Origin of the sequence: Providencia alcalifaciens DSM 30120, assembly GCF_000173415.1 — a bacterium.
GTDB lineage: Bacteria > Pseudomonadota > Gammaproteobacteria > Enterobacterales > Enterobacteriaceae > Providencia > Providencia alcalifaciens.
On record NZ_ABXW01000063.1, the window covers coordinates 1 to 4,079 of the forward strand.

Here is a 4,079-nt window from a genome sequence, read left to right on the forward strand (position 1 = left end):
GGTTCAATGAAATTCACTTATGGCATCTCTGCCAACGGATTACTGTTATCCACTTGCGTTTGTGCACTTACCGTGGCGGAGGTCTGTTGCGCCATAAAACGGTCAAACAAGCCCTCTTGTGAGGACGCTTTTTCTTGCGGCGCTGCCGCTAAAAATTGTTTCGCCTTCTCCACCGTCAGGGTCGAATCTGCCGCTAACACCTGGGCGAGTGCCTCACGCCCCTTGGCTTCATCGCACCCGAGAATGGCGTCACGCACCGAATCTCCTTCAGGTACAGCTGCCGCCAAAATCGGCTTAGCGTGTTCGGCAGTCATCCCCGGAGTTGCAGCGAGGGCTTGCGCTAATTTTTCACGCCCTTTAGCTTCCTCACACGCCAAAATCTTATCGGACTCACTCACCGCAGAAGCCGTTGTGTCCACCACACCGGATGCCGCTAAAATGGCTCTGGCTTGCTCAACAGACACCCCCGGTTGACTCGCCAACACTTGTGCTTGAGCCTCACGTCCTTTGGCTTCTGGGCACGTTAAAATCCCCATCACACGTTGATTTTCTTGTGCAGCAATCTGCGCTGCCGTTAATTGTGTTTCAGACATCTTGTCCTCTTTCCTTTGGTTAATCATGAATGCCGACGCCATCACGTCAACCGCATCCGCCGCATTGACCATGTCATCGGCAAGCCCGACATCAATCCCCGCCTGCCCTTGATACGTTGCCGCCTCCGTCTCTCGAATCGTCGATTCGGGTACGCCTAAATACCCCGCCACTTTCTGCACAAATAAGGTACGAGCCTCATCAATTTGCCGCTGAAAATCCGCTCTGACGCGCTCTGGTAATGCCTGAAATGCGTTACCGTCCACCTTGTGTGCCCCTGAATAAATCAACGTAATATCAACCCCCGTTTGCGCGAGTTGCTGCTCACGATTGGCATGTGCCATCATCACGCCAATCGAGCCAATTTTCGCAGTTTGCGTCACCAATCGACGCGAGCAAGCACTCGCCAATAACATGGCGGCAGAGCACGCCATGTCATGACACAACGCCCATATCGGCTTTTCCTGTCCTAATCGTGCGACCATGTCCGCACAATCAAACGCTCCTGAGGCTTGCCCGCCCGGACTGTCAATATCCAGTAATATCCCCTTAACCTCAGGATCGGTTACCGCCTGTTTTAGAAACGCGGTAATACCGTCATACCCTGTCATGCCAGAAAACGGGCGCATCGCACCGAGTTTATGCACCAAGGTTCCTGAGACGGGGAGCACAGCGATCCCCTGCTCTACCCGATACAACTTGGCAGGGCGTTTCCCATTCACCATAAAGGCGTCAACCGTTCTCTGCATATCCGGCGCAGATAACAGTGACGCCTCTTGCGGGAGTCCCAAACTCAGCGCGCCCATTTCATTGCCTAACGCGCAAAAGAAAACCCGCGCATAGGCGGGTTCTAATAACAAGGGTTCATTGAATACCATCGCGGCAATATGCGATAAATTACGTGACACGCTGTGCCTCCTCCGTGGTGTGTCGAATGTGTTGCGTGAAGGTTTCCTTGATCCAGACCGGTCTTGGCAAGCCTGCCGCTTGACGCTCTTGTGATTCCCGTAATTGCTGTCGGAAGATTTCCTGATAATCATCGCCCATTAAGGCTAACTCTTTTTCATAGGTGCTCAGTCCCGCCTCTATACGCATCACCGCTTCTTGCACTTCTTTCAGTCCATCAATCGCCATTCGCCCCGCGCCAATCCATTCAGAACGGCACCAACTTGAGCGCGCCTCCCAAAATGAATATCGGGCTTTTGGGGGAATAACTACGCGGCGGATCAGCGCCTCTTCTAACCAACAGGCAAACATTTGTGACGCCAATCGACTCGCCACAAATTTACGTTTCCCCATAAAGTGACGCCATGACTCATTGGCTGAGGCGCGCGCACTGGAATAACTGACCTGCGAATAATCACGGGATAATTGCTCGTAAGAGACCCCTAACCCCGCCGCAATATACCGTAACAACGCTTTTTCTAACTCAGAAAAACCATTGTCCGCATTTTGTGCCGTTTGCAGATTTAAGGAATCCCCAGGGTAAAGATGCGGAATGCGTACGCCCCCCAATTGGATCTTATTGGTCGCATAGTAACGCGCATAGGCGGTCATGATGCTGTTCAGCGGATTGGCTCCTTGCCCCTGAGCCCCGGTGATGTACTCAAACGCCTTTTCTGAATCCAATTCTGACTCAATCGTCGCCGCATACATGGCTTTCACAATGGACGACTGAAGTTGCGTGGTTTGCAGCGTATCGAGCATTTTTAACCGCTCCATCACCGAATAAAACTGATTGGCACCGCGCGTTTGCCCATCTTCTTGAGGCTGAAAAACGTGGATCATCCCCGGACGCCCAGAAGCCAACACCGCCGGCACCCGTCGCCAACGCCCCATACTCGCCATCGGGTAATCATCCTCTCGCACATGATAGGCTAACGCTTTACCGTGCCGATTGATTTCAATCCCACTGCGCAACTGATTTGTATCTCGCCCCATGCCAGGTGTCGAGATCCGCTTTGGGCTAATCGCTTTAAACCGCGTCCGAAAGAGGCAACAAGACTCCACCTCCCACGCAGGCTGTACAAATATCTCCCCATTAAACGCGTGTACGCCACCCCCTTCACGAATAAATTCAGTAAAAGAGCGCTTGCCTTCTACGTCCATTGAACCAAAGGTCGGGTCGCAATACTCTTGCCATGCAGACTCCACCTCTTCAATAAATGCTTGGGTATCCTGCTCATCCATCCCCAAATAGCGCCAATTCGGGCGATAACTCAGGCGAAACAGGTGTCCTACAATATGATCTTTGTGCAACTCAACCGCATTCGCCGCAATCCCATTATTGCGGACTAAATCGTCAGCACGGGCATTTCCCAGATTCAGTGACGGTAACAGCGCGGCATCGGCACTTTCTGAGGCAGGACGCCATCCGGACAACTGTCCCCCCACGCCGTTGCTGCCCCCCGAATACCCAAGGCTTTCCCGTAACGGTTGCCCGTAAATATTCACGAGTTCCTGTTGTTTTTTCACACAAAAACTCCTGCCGGTCGACACCGACGACCAACGCCTAATACCCCTTCCAGTTGATGAATATATTGTTGTAATGCCGGAATACTCGCAGGGGTATACTGCACCTGACGCCCGTCTTTATTGATGGACACCACCTTTTCACCCAACAACAATTCATGCAATGCGCGACGAGCTTCCATTAACATCATTTGTGTCTCCATCATGTTACCCTCCCGACAATGCCGCAGCGATTTCGTCTAAAGACATCTCGTCTTCCGTGTTTTCTTGTCGTCTTGCCGCGGCTAATTGCGTTAAATCCAACTGCCAACGCTGCATCGATACCCGTAATGCCGCATAGGCATACACCAAACAGTCCAACGCTTCATTACGGCGATTTTTCGCATCCCACAGCAGCTTTACTCGCCCTTTTTCCACTTTTTCAATCAACTCTTCCGCCACCATTTGCTTTGCTTCCACCTCGGAGAAGATCTCAGGATTATCGGGAAAATGAAACGCATACGGGGTTGACTGCGTAAAGGGCGCGGCGGGTGCGCCTAACCGGGCGTATAACATTTCTTTTGCGGTATCTGCCCCTACTTCACACAGAAAGACACCCCGTTGACTGCGTTTTTTCGGCATCGTGATCACGGGCTTACCGTATACCGCCGCCCCTTTAACCGGGAGCACCCGAAAAATACCGTGCTTCCGCGAACGTTGATACACCAATTCAGGATCAATCCCGCCAATATCCCAACAAATACGCGAAATCGACATCTCGCTCCCATCCGCATGACGGTATTTTGTGTTGATCACACGGTCAACCCGTAACAAGGTCTCCTCATCATCCGGTCGCCCCATGATGATGTGTTTATCCACTAAAAAGGCTTCTTCATCCGGTCCCCATCCCCACACATACACTTCATAGCGATTACGTTGTGAATCGATGCCAGCCGTCAAATACACCGCACGCTCAGGCACTTGCGCACCGTAATGGCTAACTTTCTCCAGCAACACCTCGAAACTCAGCTTTTCCG

4 protein-coding genes are annotated in these 4,079 nt (G+C 52.0%); all 4 read right to left on the reverse strand.

Annotation, left to right across the window (positions count from 1 at the left end; genetic code table 11):
* Positions 1 to 17: 17 nt before the first annotated feature.
* Positions 18 to 1,499, reverse strand: coding sequence for a S49 family peptidase (locus tag PROVALCAL_RS16270; protein WP_117584530.1), 1,482 nt, complete (start codon positions 1,497 to 1,499; stop codon positions 18 to 20).
* On the reverse strand, positions 1,489 to 3,066 hold the full coding sequence (locus PROVALCAL_RS16275; protein ID WP_006660426.1) for a phage portal protein: 1,578 nt from the start codon (positions 3,064 to 3,066) through the stop codon (positions 1,489 to 1,491). Before PROVALCAL_RS16275 ends, PROVALCAL_RS16270 begins: the two co-directional genes overlap by 11 nt.
* Positions 3,063 to 3,269, reverse strand: coding sequence for a gpW family head-tail joining protein (gpW, locus tag PROVALCAL_RS16280; protein ID WP_006660427.1), 207 nt, complete (start codon positions 3,267 to 3,269; stop codon positions 3,063 to 3,065). The genes PROVALCAL_RS16275 and gpW overlap by 4 nt, the downstream gene beginning before the upstream one ends.
* 1 nt (position 3,270) lies before the next feature.
* Positions 3,271 to 4,079, reverse strand: an 809-nt coding sequence (locus PROVALCAL_RS16285) for a terminase gpA endonuclease subunit (protein WP_006660428.1), incomplete at its 5' end; no start/stop codon positions are given.